Consider the following 16,846-nt stretch of genomic DNA (forward strand, 5'->3'; position numbering starts at 1 on the left):
CCTGCGCGTGACGAGGCGGGTGCCCGCGGCGGTGAGCGCGCGGGCGGAGGAGTGGCAGTGGCGGGGGAAGGACCGCGTGGCGCAGGTCCGCAGGCGCGTGCCGGAGGGCTGCGTCGGCCTGACCTTCGACGACGGTCCCCAGCCCGGCTCGACCGACCGGATCCTGGACGTGCTCGCCGAGCTCGGCGTTCGTGTCACCTTCTTCTGCGTCGGCAGGAACGCCCGGGCGCATCCGGAGCTGGTGCACCGGATCCGGGCGGGAGGGCACGCGGTGGGGTCGCACAGCATGACCCACCCCCTCCCGTGGGAGACAGCTCGGGCGCAGCTGCGGCAGGAGTACGCGGAGGGACGGCGAACGGTGTCGGAGGTACTCGGGGCCGATGTCCGGCTGTTCCGCCCACCGCACGGCCACATCGATCCCGCCGGCGCGGTGATGCTGCGCCGGCTGCCCGTGGACACCTGGCTCTGGACCGTCGATCCCACCGACTGGCGGCCGGGCGCCACGGTCGAGGAGATCGTCTCCGTGGCAGGCCGGGCCGCCTCGCGTGACGTCGTCCTGTTCCACGACTGGGTGGAGCACCCGCTGGCCGACGAGGCCCTCGACCGGTCGGCGACCATCGCCGCGCTGCCGATCGTCGTGGCGGCGATCCGGGAGCGGGGTCTGGCGCTGGAGACGCTCAGCCCATGACCCCCGCCGTCTCCGTGGTCACGATCTTCCTCGACGCCGAACGGTTCCTCGACGAGGCGATCGAGAGCGTCGTCGCCCAGACCTTCCCGGACTGGGAGCTGCTCCTCGTCGACGACGGATCGACCGACCGGAGCGGCGCGATCGCGCGGGCCTGGGCCCGCCGCCACCCCGACCGGATTCGGTACCTGGCCCACCCGGGCGGCACGAACCGCGGCATGAGCGCGTCCCGGAACCTCGGCATCGCGCACGCCCGCGCGGACCTGCTGGCCTTCCTCGACGCCGACGACGTGTGGCTGCCCGGCAAGCTCGCGGCACAGGTGCGCCTCGCCGCGGACCATCCCGAGGTGGGCATGATTTGCGGCCCTACCCAGTACTGGCACAGCTGGCAGGGCGACCCGGATGGCCGGACCGACGAGCTCCGGGAGATCGGCGTGCCCGGAGATACCGTGGTCGACCCGCCCCGGCTGCTGACCGGCCTGCTGCGTGAGCAGGTCAACGCACCGGCGACGTGCAGCGTCCTGCTCCGCCAGGATGCCGTGGCGAGCGTCGGCGGGTTCGAGGAATCCTTCCGCGGCATGTTCGAGGACCGTGCCTTCTTCGCCAAGATCTACCGCACCGTCCCGGTGTACGTGGCCAGCTCCTGGCATGACCGCTACCGCCAGCACGACGACTCCGTCTGCGCCCGTGCAGCGCGGGCCGGCACCTTCGACCCCGCCGACCTCAGCCCCGCGCACGAGGCCTTCCTGGTGTGGTTCGACGCGTACCTGCGACGCACCGGCGAGCGCCGGGCCGACGTGCTGGCGGCGATGGACGCGGCGCTCTGGCCCTACCGGCACCCCCGGCGCCACCGACTCCGGCGCCTGCGGTACGCGAGCCGCTCCTGGGCCGGGCGGTGGCGGAGACGGATCACCGGGGGACGACCGGCCGCGCACTCGCTCGCGCCCCGGCCGATCATCGGCGTCGACCTCGACGGCGACCTCGACCCGGTCCTCCCGTCGCTGCCGGCCGGTCCAGCCCCGGCCGACGTGCTGCTCCTCCTGTGGTCGGGCGGCGTGCCGGTCGGGCAGCTCGTCGTGCCGGCCACGCAGCTGCCGCTCTCCCGGGCCGACGCGCGCCTGGCCGCGGCCCGGGACGAGGCGGCGGCCGGTCCCGGCCGGGCAGCCGCACCGCTCCCGGGAGCCGCCGACGACGTCACGGTCGTCATCTGCACGCGGGACCGGCCGGAATGGCTGGCCCGCTGCCTCGCGGCCCTCGGTCGCTCCATCGTGCCCCCGGCCGAGGTCGTGGTGGTCGACAACGCGCCGTCGTCCGCGGCCACCCGCGAGCTGGTGGATCGGATGCCGGGCGTCCGGTACGTCCTGGAGCCACGGCCCGGCCTGGACATCGCCCGCAACACGGGCCTGCGAGCGGCGACAACGGAGTTCGTCGCCTACACCGACGACGACGCCGAGCCGCACCCCGACTGGACGTGGCGGACGCGTCGGGCCTTCGACGACGCCTCGATCACGGCGGTCACCGGGCTGGTGCTGCCCGCCGAGCTGGACACCGACGCGCAGGTGCTCTTCGAGGACCACGCCGGGTTCGGGCGGGGGTTCGCGCGCCGGGACTTCGGCCCAGAGTTCCTGACCCGCCACCGGCGCGGAGCGCCGGTCTGGGAGATCGGCGCCGGGGCGAACATGGCCTTCCGCCGGAGCGCCGTGGCGGCCCTCGGAGGGTTCGACGAGCGGCTGGACGTCGGCGCCGCGGGGTGCAGCGGTGACTCTGAGATGTGGTACCGGCTGCTCGCGTCCGGGGGCCGGTGCCGCTACGAACCCTCGGCGGTCGTGCGCCACCACCACCGGCGCACCCACGAGGAGCTGCTGCGGCAGATGTACTTCTACATGCGCGGGCACGCGTGTGCGCTGCTCGTGCAGTTCGAGCGGCACCGGGGGCGCAGCAACCTCGTCCGCCTGTTCCTCGTCCTGCCGAGGTGGTACGCCACGACCGCGGCGAAGGCCCTGCTGCGCCGGCTCCGGGGTGCGCCCCGTGCCGCGGACGCCCTGCTGGCACCCCAGGTGCGCGGCTGCCTGGCCGGGGTGCTGTTCTACCTACGCACCAGGCGCCCGACCGCGATGACGGAGCCGAACCGACGACGGGGGACGCCATGCCCGGGGACCGCCGGTGGCCGAAGCTGGCCGCCCGCGTCCTGCCCGGCTCGCTGAAGCTCCGGCTCGGGGCGACCGTGCTCGGCCGGCACTACCGGCCCCCGGTGGGCGCGGTCCGGTTCGGGGACCTGCGCCGGACGTCCCCGTCGAGCCGGCAGTTCCGCTTCGACGGGCCTTCCGTCGACCGGTACTACACGGAGGAGTGCTGACCAAGCGTGGCGCCGACATCCGGGGCCGGGTCCTGGAGGTGTGGGACGACAGCTCCACCCGCGTTTCGGTGGTGCCGGCGTCACCAACGCGGAGATGCTCCACCTCTACGGCGGCAGTCCCCCGGCCCCGGACATCGCCGACCTGGCCGTGGCGCTCAGCGCCTCGCGGGCGTTGCGGTGCCCACCCAGCACGAAGTGCTTGCTCGCCCGGGTCAGCTCGACGCGGTCCATCGCTTCAGATCACGTCCGCGAAGGTCCGCTGGGCTCGCCGGAAGACCGCAGCCCCCGGCCAGCAGGACGGCGACCGTGACCAGGGAGACGGCGAGCGACCAGCCGGGCCACGTGACTCCCAGCAGCGACCACCGCCCGACCCCGATGACCCCGTCAGGGGGTTCACGGCGAAGGCCAGTTCCCGCCGGCCCGACAGCAGAGTGCTGGGGTAGGCGACCGGGCTCAGGAACAGCCACAGTTGCAGCAGCGGGACGATGGCGTGCTGGACGTCGCGGTACCGGACGTTGAGCGTCGACAGCCACAGGAGACGCTGAACGCCGTCAGAACCGGGAGGAGCAGCGACATCGGGACGGCGAGCACCCGCCAGGTCGGCGCGGCGCCGTCATGCAGGATGGGCAGACCGACCAGCAGCAGGAACACCCCGAGGTCGACCACCGGCGGCAGGAGGGCGCCGGCCGGCGCGGCGAGACGGGGGCAGTACACCTTCGTGATCGGGGCGAAGTCGCCGACGAGCACCGTGCTCGCCCAGGCGACGGCGCTGGAGGAGTAGGTGCAGGGGACCAGGCCCGTCAGCGCGAACAGCGGGTAGGGAAGCCGTGGCCGATGCCGGCCAACTCGTCGAAGACCAGGGTGAAGGCGGCCACGACCGCGATCGGCTGCACCAGGACCCAGGCCACCCTCAGCGCGACCTCTTTCGTAACGGACTCGAGCTCGCGGAGTGCGAAGAACCCGACCAGCTCGCGGGCGCGCCACAATCCGGCGAGGGGTCGCGCGCAGGTCTGACCCCAGGGCGTTCTCCACCCACTCCGTCGTGCGCCCCGGGGGAACCCGCCGGACAGTTGACCAACGCGCACCCGGCTCCCGGTGCTCACGCGCGCCCGGAAGCGCGCCGCGGCCGGGGTCAGCGGCATGATGGCCGCGTGTTCGGCCGATCCCGCAGGTGCCGTGGCTGACCCCGCGCCCCGAGTGACCGTGGTCATCCCGACGAGGAACCGCCGGGCGCTCCTCCGGACCACCCTCGCCGGCGTCCTGGCCCAGACCGACGTCGACCTGGAGGTCGTCGTCGTGGACGACGGCTCCACGGACGGGACCGGCGACGCCGTCGCGGCGCTGTGCGATGCCCGCGTCCGCGTCCTGCGGGAGGAGACCTCGCGGGGTGTCGTCGCGGCCCGCAACCGGGCGTTGTCCGCGTCCCGGGGCACCTGGGTCGGGTTCTGCGACGATGACGACCTGTGGGCGCCCGAGAAGCTCGCGGCGCAGCTTCGTGCCGCCGAGGCGGCGGAGCGGCACTGGGCGGTCGCGGGGGTCGTGGGCTTCGAGCCCGACGGCACCGTGCGCTATCGCACCGTCCCGCCGCCGGACGAGGAACTCACTGCTCTGCTGCCCTGGTGGAACACGGTGCCGGGCGGATGCTCCAACGTGGTGGCGCGGCGACGGCTGGTCGAGGAGGCTGGTGGTTTCGATCGCCGATTCCGCGTGCTGGCGGACTGGGAGCTGTGGATCCGGCTGGCGCGCCTCGGCGCACCGGCCACGGTGGACGCCCCACTGGTGGGCTACCGCATGCACGCGGCCAACATGTCCACCTCGTCGGACGGCGTGCTCGCGGAGCTGCGGCTGATCGAGGAGCTCTCCGCCGACCTGCGCGGCGGCCGTCCCCTCGATGCGGCCTGGTTCCACCGCTGGATGGCGTCCTCGCTTCGGCGGGGCGGCCACCGCCGGGCCGCGGCCGCGGAGTTCTGGCGAGCCGCCTCGCTGCGGGATCCGACGCCGCTGCTGCGCTCGTTGGCCAGCGTCGCCGTCCCCGAGTCCGGCTGGGCTCTGGCCCGACGTCTCCGGAAGAGACGGCCCGGGATCGCGACACCGCCGTGGCTGGGCGACCTGCTGGGCGCGGAGCGGCGGCAGGCACTCGACCGCACGACGTAGGGGCGGGTCAGTCCGAAGTGTTCAGGCGGGCGAGCTGCTCGGGGGTCAGCTGCAGGTCCGCGGCGGCCGCGGAGTCCTCGATGGACGACGGCCGGGAGGCCCCCGGGATCGGGATCACGACCTCGGACTGCGCCAGGTGCCAGACCAGCGTCACCTGGTACACCGACGCGCCGAGCTCCTCGGCGACCTCCGTGAACGCCGGCGCGGACGACTCCAGCGACCCGGCCGCCGACACCCCGCCGAAGGGGCTCCACGGCAGGAACGCCAGCCCGTGCCCCTCGCAGTGGGCGATCTCGTCGGCGGAGAACCGCCAGCCGGGGGAGAACTGGTTCTGCACGCTCACCAGCGCCGGGCCGACGATCGAGCGGGCCACGTCGATCTGCGCGACGTCGGCGTTGGAGATGCCGACCGTGCGCACCAGCCCGTCGTCGGCCAGCTGCCGCAGCGCGCCCATCGACTCCTCCCACGGGGTGTCCGGGTCGGGCCGGTGGAACTGGTAGAGGCCGATCGCGTCGACGCCCAGCCGGCGCAGCGAGTCCTCGCACGCCTTGCGGAGGTAGCCGGGGGAGCCGTCGAGCTCCCAGTCGGTGCCGCGCCGGGTGTGCCCGCCCTTGGTGGCGACCAGCACACCGGAGGTGTCGCCGCCGTAGGCGGCCAGGGCCGCGGCCACCAGCTCCTCGTTGTGGCCGAACTCCGCCTCGTCGCGGGCGTAGGCGTCGGCGGTGTCGATCAGCGTCACGCCCGCGTCCAGGGCGGCGTGGACGACGGCGATCGCCTCCTCCCGCGACGGCCGGTCGTCCTTGGTCGACAAGGGCATCGCCCCCAGGCCGATGGCGCCGACGGTGCGGTCTCCGATGCGTCGTTGCTGCACGGGGTCTGTCGTGCCCCGCGGGTAGCGTTCGCAAGCGTGAGCGGACAGGCGCGTGAGCATCCCAGGGAGCGCCCGAGCCGACAGGGAGTGAGCATCGCAGCGAGCTCTGCGAGCGAGGAGCGGAGCGACCGCGGAGGCGAGTCATGACGCAGCGACCGAGGAGCGGAGCGCGCCGCGGGAGCGGACCGAGGGCGTCGTGACTTCGCTGTTCGACGAGCCGGAGCAGGACAACTCGGGCGTCGACCCGGGGGCGCCGCTCGCCGTCCGCATGCGGCCGCGGTCGCTGGACGAGGTCGTCGGCCAGTCGCACCTGCTGGGCCCGCGCGCGCCGCTGCGCCGGCTCGTCGAGGGCGACGAGCCGATGTCGCTGGTCCTCTACGGCCCGCCGGGCACCGGCAAGACGACGCTGGCGCACGTCATCTCGCTGGCCACCAAGCGGCAGTTCGTGCAGCTGTCGGCCCTCGACGCCGGCGTCAAGGAGGTCCGGGCGGTCATCGCGGGGGCCAAGCGCGAGCTCACCTACGCCGGCCGGCGCACCGTGCTGTTCATCGACGAGGTGCACCGCTTCTCCAAGACCCAGCAGGACAGCCTGCTGTCGGCGGTCGAGGACCGGATCGTCAGCCTCATCGCCGCGACCACCGAGAACCCCTTCTTCTCCGTCGTCAGCCCGCTGCTGAGCCGCAGCCTGGTGCTGGCGCTGCAGCCGCTGGGGGACGACGACGTCCGCTCGCTGCTGCGCCGTGCGCTGACCAGTGACCGCGGGCTGGACGGCGCGGTCACGCTGAGCCCGGAGGCGGAGGAGCACCTGGTCCGCATCGCCGGCGGGGACGGGCGCAAGGCGCTGACCGCGCTGGAGTCCGGCGCCGGTGCCGCGCTGGCGGCCGGGGGGACGCGGATCGACCTGCCGACCCTGGAGACGGCGGTGGCGCAGGCCGCGGTGCGCTACGACCGGTCCGGCGACCAGCACTACGACGTCGCCAGCGCGCTGATCAAGTCCATCCGCGGCAGTGACGTCGACGCCGCGCTGCACTACCTGGCGCGCATGGTCGAGGCGGGCGAGGACCCGCGCTTCATCGCCCGCCGGCTGGTCATCTCGGCCAGCGAGGACATCGGCATGGCCGACCCGACGGCGCTGCAGACCGCGGTCGCCGCCGCCGAGGCGGTGGCCTTCATCGGCATGCCGGAGGGCCACTTCCCGCTGGCGCAGGCCGTCGTCCACCTGGCGACGGCGCCGAAGTCCAACGCGGTCACCGTGGCCATGGGCGAGTCCGTCGCCGACGTCCGCGCCGGCCTGGCCGGACCGGTGCCGCCCGGCCTGCGCGACGCGCACTACGCGGGGGCCAAGAAGCTCGGCCACGGCGGCACCTACGTGTACCCGCACGCCCACCCCGACGGCGTGGTGCCGCAGCAGTACCCGCCGGACGCCCTGGTGGGTAAGGACTACTACCGGCCGACCAACCGCGGGGCGGAGGCGACGATCGGGGCGCGGCTGGCCAAGCTGCGCGCGATCGTCCGGCGCGGCCGCTGAGTCCCGGCGGGGCACGGACGGCCTCCGTAGGCCGCGACTACTGTGACCACGCCGGGCCGACGCCCGCCGGCGGCGACCGGCGGGGGCCCGGACGCCGAGATCGACCGTTGCGCCGCGGAAGTGCGGCAGATGAACCAGGAGGACCGGGTGTCCGCAGGAGAGTGGGCCGGACTGATCGCAGCGCTGGCGCTGGTGCTGCTGGTGGTGCTGCTCGCCGTCCCGATCCTCAAGCTGGGTCGCACGCTGGACGAGGCGACGCTGACGATCCGCCAGACCCGGGAGCAGAGCGGCCCGATCCTGAGCCAGGCGTCGACGACGGTGGCCCACGTCAACAGCAACCTGGAGCGGGTCGACGACATCACCGGCAACGCCGCCAACGTCTCGAGCAACGTCGCCGCCCTCACCAGCGTCGTCGCCGCCACGCTCGGCAGCCCGCTGATCAAGGTGGCCGCGTTCAGCTACGGCGTCCGCAGCGCCGCCCGCAAGCGGCGCGAGGGCCAGGCCATCGCCGAGGCCGCCGCCCGCGACAAGGCCGCGCGCCGCTCCCGCCGCGCCGCCCGGCGGGCCGCCTGATGCGCCGGCTGTTCTGGCTGGCCATGGGCATCACCATCGGCGCCCTCGTCGTCCGCAAGCTGTCCGCGGCCGCGGAGAAGATGACCCCGGCCGGCATCGGCGCCTCCATCGCCGAGGGGCTGCGCGACCTGGCCGACGCCATCGGCGACTTCGGCGCCGACGTGCGTGCGGCGATGGCCGAGCGGGAGGGGGAGCTGCGGGCCGGCACCGGCCTGGACGCCCCGCTGCCCGAGGCCGGCCAGGCGCAGCTGCCCGGCCGGCACGCCACCGACCGCTGAGCGTCGCGGGACGCCGCGACCCCGACGACCGAGCCCCCACACGAGTAGGACATGCAGACCGCCGAGATCCGCCGCCGCTTCCTCGAGCACTTCGCCCAGCGCGGGCACACCGTCGTCCCCAGTGCCTCGCTGGTCTCCCCGGACCCGTCCCTGCTGTTCACCGTCGCCGGGATGGTGCCGTTCATCCCGTACCTGACCGGCCGGGAGCCGGCGCCCTACCCGCGGGCCACCAGCGTGCAGAAGTGCGTGCGCACCCTCGACATCGAGGAGGTGGGCAAGACCACCCGCCACGGCACGTTCTTCCAGATGAACGGCAACTTCTCCTTCGGCGACTACTTCAAGGAGGGGGCGATCCAGCACGCCTGGGAGCTGGTCACCGGCCCCGTGGACGACGGCGGGCTGGGCTTCGACCCGGAGCGGATCTGGGTCACCGTCTACCTGGACGACGACGAGGCCGCCGAGGCGTGGCACCGGATCGCGGGTCTCCCGGTCGAGCGGATCCAGCGGCTGGGCAAGAAGGACAACTACTGGCACACCGGCCAGCCCGGCCCCGGCGGTCCGTGCAGCGAGATCTACTTCGACCGCGGCCCGCAGTTCGGCCCCGACGGAGGCCCGCTGGTCGACACGGCCGGTGACCGGTTCCTGGAGATCTGGAACCTCGTCTTCATGCAGTACGAGCTCACCGACGTCCGGAGCAAGGAGGACTTCCGGATCGTCGGCGAGCTGCCGAAGAAGAACATCGACACCGGCATGGGCCTGGAGCGGGTGGCCTACCTGCTGCAGGGCGTCGACAACATGTACGAGATCGACGAGGTCGCCCCGGTGCTGCACCGGGCCGCCGAGCTGGCCGGGGTCACCTACGGCCGCGAGCACGGCGACGACGTCCGGCTGCGGGTCGTGGCCGACCACGTGCGCAGCGGGCTGATGCTCATCGGCGACGGCGTCACCCCCGGCAACGAGGGCCGCGGCTACATCCTGCGCCGGCTGCTGCGCCGCGCCGTCCGGTCGATGAAGCTGCTCGGCGTCGACGAGTCGACCCTGCCGGAGCTGCTGCCCGTGTCCAGGGACGCGATGAAGGCCAGCTACCCGGAGCTGGAGGCCGACTTCGCCCGCATCTCCGCCGTCGCCTACGCCGAGGAGGAGGCGTTCCGGCGCACGCTGACCTCCGGGACGGCGCTGTTCGACACCGCCGTGCGCGAGGCCCAGGCCGCGGGGACGCCGGCCCTCTCCGGCGAGCAGGCATTCTCCCTGCACGACACCTACGGCTTCCCGATCGACGTCACCCTCGAGATGGCCGCCGAGCAGGGCGTGCGCGTCGACGAGGAGGGCTTCCGCGCGCTCATGCAGCAGCAGCGCGACCGGGCCCGCGCCGACGCCCGCGCCAAGAAGACCGGTTCGGTCGACGTCCTGGCCTACCGCCGGCTGCTGGCCGACCACGGCCCCACCGACTGGCGGGCCTACGACACGCTGCGCACCGACTCCCGGGTGCTCGGGCTGGTCGCCGAGCTGGCCGCCGAGGAGGGCGCGCCCAGCACGCCGGCCGGTCCCGGCGAGATCACCCGCGTGGTGCTGGACCGGACGCCGTTCTACGCCGAGTCCGGCGGCCAGGTCGCCGATGCCGGCGTCCTGACCTGGGACGGCGGGCGCGCCGAGGTGCTCGACGTGCAGCGGCCGGTCAAGGGCCTGATCGCCCACCAGGTGCGGGTGCTCGAGGGCGAGCTCCGCGAGGGCGCCGAGCTGACCGCCGAGGTCGACCGCGAGTGGCGGCTGTCGGCCTGCCAGGCGCACTCGGGCACCCACGTGGTGCACGCCGCGCTGCGCCAGGTGCTCGGCCCGCAGGCGCTGCAGTCGGGCTCCTACAACCGCCCGGGCTACCTGCGGCTGGACTTCGCCTGGCAGGGCGCGCTGACCCAGCAGCAGCGACACGACATCGAGGACGTCGCCAACGCCGCCGTCCGCGCCGACCACCGGGTCAGCGCCACCTACATGTCGCTGCCCGAGGCCCAGGCGATCGGCGCGCTGGCGCTGTTCGGCGAGACCTACGGCGAGCAGGTCCGGGTCGTCGAGATCGGCGGGCCCTGGTCGCGCGAGCTCTGCGGTGGCACCCACGTGCAGGGCAGCGCGCAGATCGGCACCCTGGCGCTGACCGGCGAGTCCTCGGTGGGCTCGGGCTCGCGCCGGGTGGAGGCCGTCGTCGGCCTGGAGGGCTTCCGCTACCTGGCCCGCGAGCGCGACCTGGTGCGCCAGCTCGGCGAGCTGCTCAAGACCCCGACCGACGACGTCCTGGAGCGGGTCAGCGCCATGCTCGCCCGGCTGCGCGACGTCGACAAGGAGCTGGCCGAGCTGCGCTCCCAGCAGACCCTGGCCGCGGCCGGGGAGCTGGCCGCCGGGGCCCGCGACGTCGGCGGGGTGGCCCTGGTCACCAGCGCGCCGGGCGGACTCGGCGGCGGGGACCTGCGCACACTGGCCCTCGACGTCCGCGGCCGGCTGCCGGCCGACCGTCCGGCGGTGGTCTTGCTCGCGTCCGAGTCGGGGGGCAAGGTGGCTCTGGTGGCGGCCCTCAACCCGGCCGCACAGGAGCGCGGGTTGTCGGCCAGCGACGTGCTGCGGGCGGCAGCGGCCCCCGTCGGCGGACGTGGCGGAGGCAAGCCAGACGTGGCCCAGGGGGGCGGTACCGACCCCGCGGGCATCCCAGCGGCCCTGCAGGCCGGCGAACAGGCGGTCGCGACCGCCGCAGGGAGGTGAGCGGAGTGCCCGACCAGCACCCCGACCAGACCGGTCCGGCGGGCGAGCGCCCGATGCAGGGGCGGCCCGCCGTCCCCCCGTCGCGGCCGCGCGCCACGCCGCCCACCCCGCCGCGGCAGCCGGTCCACCACGCGACCGAGCAGATCGACCTGCGCGCCGGCTTCCCGCCGGTGCGGCACGAGACCGCCCAGATCGACCTCTCCGGCGGGCTGCCCGGCGGCCTGCCGATCCCGCCGCGCCCGAGGCGGCAGGGCCGCCGGCTGGGCGTCGACGTCGGCACCGTGCGCGTCGGGCTGGCGATCTCCGACCCGACCGGCACCCTGGCCAGCCCGCTGGAGACGGTGCAGCGGGCCCGGGACGAGTCCGACCTCGACCGGATCGCCGCCCTCGTCGCGGAACACGAGGTGACAGAGGTGGTCGTGGGGGAGCCGAGGCACCTCTCGGGTGCGTCGGGCGCCTCGGCGAAGGACGCGCGTGCCTACTCTCGGGCACTCGCCGGGCGCATCGGCCCGGTGCCCGTGCACCTCGTCGACGAAAGGCTCTCCACCGTGACCGCAGCCAGTTCCCTCCGGGCGAACGGTCTGGACAGCCGCCGCCAGCGTTCGGTGATCGACCAGGCCGCGGCCGTCGTGATCCTCCAGGCCTATCTGGACGCGCAGCGGGAGCGCTCGTGAGCGACCCGACCCCGCCGGGACGGCGGGGTCGGCACGCCTCCCCGGACACCCCGAGCGGCGTGCCCGCGTCCGCGTGGCTGGCCTCCATGCCCAACCAGCCCCCCCGCCCGCGCCGCCGCCGGGCCGAAGCCGACCCAGGCACCGGACCGCTGCGCGGCCCGCTGCTCGACGTCGGCGAGCCGCGGTCCGACCGCCCGCCGCACCCCTCCGAGCCGCTGCCCGACCTGCCGCCGCGACCCGAGAGCGCCTGGTCCCGGCTGTCCCGCCGCTCCGACGCCCCCGCCGACGACGCCACGGTGGGGCTCGGCGCCGTCCCCGCCGTCCCGGGGGTGCACGAGGCCGGGACCCACGCGCACGACGTCGACCCGCACGGGTGGGACGACGCCGACTCGACCGGCGGCCTGGAGGTGCTCGGCGCCTCCGGCTCCGAGGACGTCCGCCGCCGGCGCCGCGGCCGGCGCGCCGAGCCGCAGCACGACGAGCCCTGGCACGACGAGCACGAGCCCGGTCCCGACGACGGGCCGCCCCGCGGCGGGAGCGGCTCCGGCCGGCCGCGGCGCCGGCGCAGCCCGCTCGCGGTCATCCTGTCGCTGCTCGTCCTCGCCGGCCTCGTGGGCGGCATCTTCTACGGCGGCAAGGCGCTCATCGGCCTGGTCAACCCCGGCGGTGAGGACTACACCGGGCAGGGCAGCGGCACCGTCGAGGTGCGGGTCTCCTCCGGCGACACGCTCAGCGACATCGCCCGCACCCTCGTGGCCGAGGGCGTCATCGCCTCGCCCGGCCCGTTCGTCGACGCTGCCGAGAACGAGCCGGCCGCGACCGGCATCCAGCCCGGCGTCTACGCGCTGCGCTCGCAGATGAGCGGCGCGGCCGCCCTCGACCTGCTGCTGGACCCCGCGGCCCGCCAGGTCACCCGCGTGACGGTGCGCGAGGGGCTCACCGTGGCCGCCACCCTGGCGCTGCTGTCCGAGGAGACCGGGACGCCGCTGCCCGAGCTGCAGGCCGTCGCGGCCGACCCCGCCGCGATCGGGCTGCCGGCCTACGCCAACGGGATGCTCGAGGGCTTCCTCTTCCCGGCCACCTACGACATCGAGCCCGACGACACCCCCGCGGACGTGCTCGCCGGCATGGTGGCCCGGACCGACCAGGCGCTCGACGCGCTCGGCGTGCCCGAGGCCGACCGGCTGACCGTGCTCACCAAGGCCAGCATCGTGCAGGCCGAGGCCGCCTCGCCCGAGGACATGGCCATGGTGGCCCGCGTCCTGGAGAACCGGCTGGCCGACGGCATGCCGCTGCAGCTGGACACCACGGTGAACTACGCCAACGGCAAGTCCGGGATCACCACCACGCCCGAGGACCGCGCCAACCCCTCGCCGTACAACACCTACGTCCACGCCGGCCTCCCGCCGGGCGCGATCGGCAACCCCGGCGAGCAGGCCATCCAGGCGGTGCTCGCGCCGACCCCGGGCGACTGGCGCTTCTTCGTCGTCATCGACCCGGACACCGGTGAGACCCGCTTCGCGCGCACCGCCGAGGAGCACCAGCAGAACGTGCTGCTGTTCCAGCAGTGGCTGCGCGAGCAGCCGGGCGGGTGAGGGCCGCCGTCCTCGGCCGCCCGGTGGGGCACTCGCTGTCCCCGCTGCTGCACCGGGCCGCCTACGCGGCGCTGGGCCTCGACGACTGGAGCTACGACGCCCTCGACGTCGGCGCGGAGGACCTGCCGGTGCTGCTCGCCGGGCTTGGCGAGGAGTGGCGCGGCTTCTCGGTGACCATGCCGTGCAAGCAGGCGGCGGTGGACGTCGCCGACGTGGTGGAGCCGCTGCCGCGCCTGCTGCACGCGGCCAACACGCTGGTGCGCACCGAGGCCGGCTGGCGGGCGGAGAACACCGACGTCCTCGGTGTCGGCACCACCCTGCAGCAGGCCGGGGTCACCTCGGTGGACCGGGCCGCGATCGTCGGCGCCGGGGGGACGGCGGCGGCCGCGGCGGTCGCGCTCGCGTCCCTCGGCGCCGGGCACGTCGACGTCGTCGTCCGCGAGCCGGGCCGGGCCGCGGACCTGCTGCGCGTCCTGGACACCCTCGGGATCGCCACGACGGTGGTGTCGCTGTCCTCGGCCGTGGTCGACGCCGAGGTCGTGGTGAGCACCGTGCCGGTCGGCGGCCAGCCGGCCGTCGCGCGATTGCCCTGGACGGCGGGACAGACCGTCCTCGACGTGCTCTACGACCCCTGGCCGACACCGCTGGCCACGGCCGTCACCGAGGTCGGCGGCACCGCCGTCGGCGGCCTCGAGGTGCTGTTCTGGCAGGCCACCGCGCAGGTCGAGCTCATGACCGGGCAGCCCGCGCCGCTGGTGGCGATGCGGGGCGCGCTCGACGCCGCCGTCGGTCCCCGCTGACCGGCGTGCCCGCCGCGGACGTCCCGGCCGGCGCCGTCGCCGTCCTCGCGCTCGCCGGCGGCCTGCTGCTCGGGCCGTGGCTGGCCCGGGTGTCGGTCCGGCTGGCCCGGCGGGACCGCGCGGCCGGCGCCGGCGCGCGGCGCACCGCGCTCACCGTCGTCCTGGCCGCGCTGGCCCTGGCCGGCGCGCTGCTGGCCGGCGGCGTGCGACCGGGCACCGTCGCGCTGGCCTGGGCCGGCCTCGCCGGGGTGGTCCTCGCCCAGGTCGACCTCGCCGTCCACCGGCTGCCCGACCGGGTGACCGTGCCGGCGTACGCCGCGGTGGCCACGGCGCTGGCCGTCGACGCGGTCGCGCTCGGCACCTGGCCGGCGCTGCTGCGCGCGACCCTCGCCGGTGCGGTCGCGTTCGGGCTGGCCGCGGTCGCCGCCGTCGTCTCCCCGCGAGGGCTGGGGTTCGGCGACGTGAAGCTGCTGGGCCTGCTCGGCCTGGTGCTGGGGTGGGTCGGCTGGGGTGCGCTGCTGGCCGGGGTGTTCCTCGGCCTGGTGACCGGGGCCGCGGCGTCCCTGACGCTGATCGCGGCCGGGCGGGCCGGCTGGCGCACCGCGCTGCCGTTCGGGCCGCCGCTGCTGGTGGGGGCCGTCCTGGCGCTCGCTCTGCAGGGGCACGCGCTGCCCTGAAGGAGGACCCCGTCCTCCCCACCTCCGCGGGCTCAGCAGAAGGACCCTCCTGCCTCCCGCCACTCGCAGGCTCGCGGCGGGCCCCTGCAGGAGGGCCGCCGGGACGGGGCCACCCGACTGGCACAATCGCGGTCATGTTGCGCTGGCTGACCGCCGGTGAGTCGCACGGCCAGCAGCTCACCGCCATCCTCGAGGGCCTCCCCGCCGGCGTGCAGGTCACGACGCCCGACCTCGACGTCGACCTCGCCCGCCGCCGCCTCGGCCACGGCCGCGGAGCGCGGATGTCCTTCGAGCAGGACGTCGTCACGCTGACCGGAGGCGTCCGGCACGGGGTGACCCAGGGTGGGCCGATCGCCGTGCAGGTGGGCAACACCGAGTGGCCGAAGTGGCAGACGGTCATGTCCGCCGACCCGGTGGACCCCGAGGTGCTCGCCCGCCAGGCCCGCAACGCGCCGCTCACCCGCCCGCGGCCGGGTCACGCCGACCTGCCGGGCATGCAGAAGTACGGCTTCGACGACGCCCGGCCGGTGCTGGAGCGGGCCAGCGCCCGGGAGACCGCGGCCCGCGTCGCCCTCGGCGCGATCGCGCGGGCGTTCCTGCGCCAGGCCCTCGACGTCGAGGTGGTCAGCCACGTGGTCGGCATCGGCCCGGTCGTCGTCCCCGACGGGGTGGTCCCCGGGCCGGGGGACAACCCGCGGATCGACGAGGACCCGGTGCGCTGCGCGGACCCCGCGACCAGCGCGCTCATGGTGGCCGAGGTCGACGACGCCCGGAAGAACGGCGACACCCTCGGCGGCGTCGTCGAGGTGGTCGTGCACGGGCTGCCGCCGGGCCTGGGCAGCCACGTGCACTGGGACCGCCGGCTGGACTCCCGGCTGGCCGCCGCGCTCATGGGCGTGCAGTCGGTCAAGGCCGTGGAGGTCGGCGACGGGCTGGAGACCGCCCGCCGCCGTGGCTCGGTCGCCCACGACGAGATCGGACTGGTCGAGTCCGCGGACGGGCAACACCGCATCCAGCGGCTCTCCGACCGTGCCGGCGGCATCGAGGGCGGGATGACCAACGGCGAGGTGCTGCGGGTGCGCGCCGCGATGAAGCCGATCTCGACGGTGCCGCGGGCGCTGGCCACCGTCGACGTCGCCACCGGCGAGCCCGCCGTCGCGATCAACCAGCGCAGCGACGCCTGCGCGGTGCCCCGCGGCGCCGTCGTGATGGAGGCGATGGTGGCGCTGGTGCTGGCCGATGCCGCCCTGGAGAAGTTCGGCGGCGACTCGGTGGCCGAGACCCGCCGCAACGCGCGCGCCTACCTCGACGCGCTGACGGTCCGATGAGCTCCGCCGAACCCGGGACCCCCGCCGGTCCGATGGGCTCCGCCGCGCGCCGCCCGGTGCTGGTCCTGGTCGGGCCGCCGTCCTCCGGCAAGACGACCGTCGGCACCGCGCTGGCCGGCCGGCTCGGCATCCCGTTCCGCGACACCGACTCCGACGTCGAGGCCGGCACCGGCAAGCGGGTGGCCGACCTGTTCGTCGACCTCGGCGAGGCGCACTTCCGGGCCCTGGAGGAGCAGGCCGTGGCCGTCGCGCTCGAGGAGCACGACGGGATCCTGGCCCTCGGCGGCGGCGCGGTGCTCAGCGCGGTCACCCGCGAGCGGCTGACCGCCTACACCCGCGCGGGCGGCACCGTCGTCTGGCTGGACGTCGACCTGGCCTCGGCCGCCGAGCGGGTCGGCCTGGGCCGCAGCCGCCCGGTGCTCGGCCTCAACCCGCGGGCCACGCTGCGCACCCTGCTCGCCGCCCGGGCGCCGCTGTACGCCGAGGTCGCCACCGTCACCGTGACCACCGGCGGCCGCGAGCCCGGCGAGGTCGTCGACGAGGTGGCCGCGGCCGTCCCGGCACGGGCCGCGCAGTGAGGCG

17 protein-coding genes are annotated in these 16,846 nt (G+C 75.3%); 15 read left to right on the forward strand and 2 right to left on the reverse strand.

Annotation, left to right across the window (positions count from 1 at the left end):
* Nucleotides 1–7: 7 nt before the first annotated feature.
* The 3 genes from ACI78Z_RS02560 to ACI78Z_RS02570 are packed head-to-tail and all read left to right on the forward strand — an operon-like array spanning nucleotide 8 to nucleotide 3,041.
* The gene (locus ACI78Z_RS02560; protein WP_457034948.1) at nucleotides 8–688 is read left to right on the forward strand and encodes a polysaccharide deacetylase family protein; all 681 of its coding nucleotides are present in this window, start codon (nucleotides 8–10) and stop codon (nucleotides 686–688) included.
* On the forward strand, nucleotides 685–2,889 hold the full coding sequence (locus ACI78Z_RS02565) for a glycosyltransferase (protein ID WP_457034949.1): 2,205 nt from the start codon (nucleotides 685–687) through the stop codon (nucleotides 2,887–2,889). The genes ACI78Z_RS02560 and ACI78Z_RS02565 overlap by 4 nt, the downstream gene beginning before the upstream one ends.
* Entirely contained in the window at nucleotides 2,832–3,041 is a 210-nt protein-coding gene (locus ACI78Z_RS02570; protein ID WP_457034950.1) for a hypothetical protein, read from the forward strand. Before ACI78Z_RS02565 ends, ACI78Z_RS02570 begins: the two co-directional genes overlap by 58 nt.
* 105 nt (nucleotides 3,042–3,146) lie before the next feature.
* Here the strand turns inward: ACI78Z_RS02570 and ACI78Z_RS02575 are convergent, their stop codons facing one another.
* Nucleotides 3,147–3,272, reverse strand: coding sequence for a hypothetical protein (locus ACI78Z_RS02575; protein WP_457034951.1), 126 nt, complete (start codon nucleotides 3,270–3,272; stop codon nucleotides 3,147–3,149).
* A 259-nt stretch (nucleotides 3,273–3,531) separates the two neighbouring features.
* Here ACI78Z_RS02575 and ACI78Z_RS02580 point away from each other — a divergent pair, with 259 nt between their 5' ends.
* Nucleotides 3,532–3,822, forward strand: coding sequence for a hypothetical protein (locus tag ACI78Z_RS02580; RefSeq protein WP_457034952.1), 291 nt, complete (start codon nucleotides 3,532–3,534; stop codon nucleotides 3,820–3,822).
* A 395-nt stretch (nucleotides 3,823–4,217) separates the two neighbouring features.
* Entirely contained in the window at nucleotides 4,218–5,195 is a 978-nt protein-coding gene (locus ACI78Z_RS02585) for a glycosyltransferase family 2 protein (protein WP_457034953.1), read from the forward strand.
* A 7-nt stretch (nucleotides 5,196–5,202) separates the two neighbouring features.
* Here the strand turns inward: ACI78Z_RS02585 and ACI78Z_RS02590 are convergent, their stop codons facing one another.
* Nucleotides 5,203–6,066 (reverse strand): aldo/keto reductase, encoded by an 864-nt coding sequence (locus ACI78Z_RS02590; protein ID WP_457034954.1) that lies wholly within the window; start codon nucleotides 6,064–6,066, stop codon nucleotides 5,203–5,205.
* Nucleotides 6,067–6,262: 196 nt separating this feature from the next.
* Between ACI78Z_RS02590 and ACI78Z_RS02595 the strand changes: the two genes are divergently transcribed.
* From ACI78Z_RS02595 to ACI78Z_RS02640, 10 genes are all read left to right on the forward strand, one after another.
* A complete protein-coding gene (locus tag ACI78Z_RS02595) occupies nucleotides 6,263–7,594 on the forward strand; it encodes a replication-associated recombination protein A (RefSeq protein WP_457034955.1) in 1,332 nt (443 codons plus the stop codon).
* A gap of 147 nt (nucleotides 7,595–7,741) precedes the next feature.
* Entirely contained in the window at nucleotides 7,742–8,167 is a 426-nt protein-coding gene (locus ACI78Z_RS02600) for a DUF948 domain-containing protein (RefSeq protein ID WP_457034956.1), read from the forward strand.
* Nucleotides 8,167–8,445 (forward strand): hypothetical protein, encoded by a 279-nt coding sequence (locus ACI78Z_RS02605; protein WP_457034957.1) that lies wholly within the window; start codon nucleotides 8,167–8,169, stop codon nucleotides 8,443–8,445. Before ACI78Z_RS02600 ends, ACI78Z_RS02605 begins: the two co-directional genes overlap by 1 nt.
* Nucleotides 8,446–8,496: 51 nt before the next feature.
* On the forward strand, nucleotides 8,497–11,190 hold the full coding sequence (alaS, locus tag ACI78Z_RS02610; RefSeq protein ID WP_457034958.1) for an alanine--tRNA ligase: 2,694 nt from the start codon (nucleotides 8,497–8,499) through the stop codon (nucleotides 11,188–11,190).
* A gap of 5 nt (nucleotides 11,191–11,195) precedes the next feature.
* Entirely contained in the window at nucleotides 11,196–11,864 is a 669-nt protein-coding gene (gene ruvX / locus ACI78Z_RS02615) for a Holliday junction resolvase RuvX (protein WP_457034959.1), read from the forward strand.
* Nucleotides 11,861–13,459 carry an endolytic transglycosylase MltG gene (gene mltG / locus ACI78Z_RS02620; protein WP_457034960.1) on the forward strand — a complete coding sequence of 533 codons (1,599 nt, stop codon included), beginning with the start codon at nucleotides 11,861–11,863 and terminating at the stop codon, nucleotides 13,457–13,459. The genes ruvX and mltG overlap by 4 nt, the downstream gene beginning before the upstream one ends.
* On the forward strand, nucleotides 13,456–14,259 hold the full coding sequence (locus ACI78Z_RS02625) for a shikimate dehydrogenase (protein WP_457034961.1): 804 nt from the start codon (nucleotides 13,456–13,458) through the stop codon (nucleotides 14,257–14,259). Before mltG ends, ACI78Z_RS02625 begins: the two co-directional genes overlap by 4 nt.
* A 5-nt stretch (nucleotides 14,260–14,264) precedes the next feature.
* Entirely contained in the window at nucleotides 14,265–14,936 is a 672-nt protein-coding gene (locus ACI78Z_RS02630) for a prepilin peptidase (RefSeq protein ID WP_457034962.1), read from the forward strand.
* A 134-nt stretch (nucleotides 14,937–15,070) separates the two neighbouring features.
* Nucleotides 15,071–16,264, forward strand: a complete 1,194-nt coding sequence (gene aroC, locus ACI78Z_RS02635; RefSeq protein WP_457034963.1) for a chorismate synthase — start codon at nucleotides 15,071–15,073, stop codon at nucleotides 16,262–16,264.
* Nucleotides 16,261–16,842 carry a shikimate kinase gene (locus ACI78Z_RS02640; protein WP_457034964.1) on the forward strand — a complete coding sequence of 194 codons (582 nt, stop codon included), beginning with the start codon at nucleotides 16,261–16,263 and terminating at the stop codon, nucleotides 16,840–16,842. Before aroC ends, ACI78Z_RS02640 begins: the two co-directional genes overlap by 4 nt.
* The last annotated feature ends 4 nt before the right edge of the window (nucleotides 16,843–16,846 follow it).

The sequence above is a fragment of the Geodermatophilus sp. SYSU D01176 genome (genome assembly GCF_054050015.1).